Here is a 1410-nt window from a genome sequence, read left to right as displayed (position 1 = left end):
ATGGACTCCTCGGGCCTCAACGCCCTGCTTCTCGCCCGGGCCGAAGCCGCCCGCGCCGACACCACGGTCCATCTCGCCCGACTCACCCCCTCGGCCGCAAGGCTTCTGGAGACCACCGGCGCCGACCAGGTCTTCCCCATTGACCCGGACGTGCCCGCGGCCGGCTTCGCTCGTTGAACCGACCGAGCGCCCCGACCGGGGCGTGAGGCTGTGCCCGCTTCACATCGTCCGACTCGTACACCCCCACGGCCCGGACCGTGCAGCGTCGCCGCTTCGGGGCGGCCGGGCCCGGCATACAGCCCGGCCGCCCCGTGCCGCGCCAACAGGCGGGCCGTCCACCGGAGTCCGCCTCTGAGTTCCGGTGCGCGCGGATGCCGACCCGGTTGGGTGGTGCCCCGGTGGGTCTCGGCCCTGGGCCTGTGCGGGGGAGGACGAGGCCGTCCGGCCTCGCAGTGCCCGTCGTAGGGCCGGGGCCGGGGTCGTGGATCAGGGCTCCAGGCCGCGCCACCACGCAGCGATCGGAAGGGGCATCCGGTAGACCATCTCGGCCTTGCCGCTCGTGCTGTCGGGGGAGCCCTGCCAGTTCTCGATCGGCCAGCGCTTCTCGCCGAACAGGTCGCTCGCCAGACGGCTGAGCCGGGCGTGCTCGCTGCGCTGCTGCAGCTCGTCGAGGCCCGACACGGCCAGGATCTGGCTGAACGTCACCTTCTCGCCGGCGTGCGCCGCAGTCGTCTCGAACAACGCTCGGACTCCCGGGAGGTGCTTCGCGCGCCGCCATAGAACAGCGACCTGCTGCACGGTCCACTGGCCCTGGCGAGGGATGTCCACCGCGGTGGCCGTGCCGTCGATGTTTCCCAGCAGCGCGGTGAGCTTGCGGTGCATGGCCTCGACGTCCGACAGTGCGCTCACCACGGCCGCGCGGGCTGCTTCCTGATCCACCCGTACCTCCTCAGTCGTCCATGACTTCGTACGGGTAGCAGCTTATGAAGTCATGGAGGATTCTGTATAGATGCTAGGGGTAGCCGAAGAAGCGCCTCCCCCCGACCTGCGGCTGGCGCACTCGCCCACACCCACCCAGGCCGCGCTGCGCCAGGAGCCCGGCCACCTCCCGGTGGCCGGCGTCGCGCCTCCTCAGCCCCGATACTGGCCGGGTGCCCGCCCACACCGAGACCAACGTCCGGCTGCCGCACTGCGCCCTCGACGCCCTGGCAGCCGTCGCGTCGCGGCGCGGCGCCTCACGAGACGAGACGCTCCGCCGGCTGCTCGCCGAACACGTCCACGCACAGGAAGCCCTCGACCAGGACGAGCGGCTCACCCACATCTCCACCGTGCTGCGCTACCCGCCCCCGGCGCGCTGGCGGCGGGGGCTGAAGGAGGGCGGGCTCCTGCGGTTGCGTGCCGACGCCGACC

2 protein-coding genes and 1 pseudogene are annotated in these 1410 nt (G+C 72.4%); 2 read left to right on the top strand and 1 reads right to left on the bottom strand.

Going from position 1 to position 1410, the window contains the following annotated elements:
• Entirely contained in the window at positions 1-177 is a 177-nt protein-coding gene (locus ACFXHB_RS44835) for an STAS domain-containing protein (protein ID WP_380583004.1), read from the top strand.
• 309 nt (positions 178-486) lie between these two features.
• Here ACFXHB_RS44835 and ACFXHB_RS44830 read toward each other — a convergent pair whose 3' ends face one another.
• Positions 487-939, bottom strand: a complete 453-nt coding sequence (locus tag ACFXHB_RS44830) for a hypothetical protein (protein WP_380583002.1) — start codon at positions 937-939, stop codon at positions 487-489.
• A 212-nt stretch (positions 940-1151) separates the two neighbouring features.
• Here ACFXHB_RS44830 and ACFXHB_RS44825 point away from each other — a divergent pair.
• A pseudogene (locus ACFXHB_RS44825) lies at positions 1152-1410 on the top strand (hypothetical protein); the annotation flags it as partial.

Source organism: Kitasatospora sp. NPDC059327, from assembly GCF_042752535.1.
In the GTDB taxonomy this organism is placed as follows: Bacteria; Actinomycetota; Actinomycetes; order Streptomycetales; family Streptomycetaceae; genus Kitasatospora.
This window is presented reverse-complemented; position numbering and strand designations above follow the sequence as displayed.

Bases quoted from the DNA above. Each gene is read 5' to 3' on its own strand.
- ACFXHB_RS44835 (WP_380583004.1), top strand. From the start codon at position 1: ATGGACTCCTCGGGCCTCAACGCCCTGCTTCTCGCCCGGGCCGAAGCC.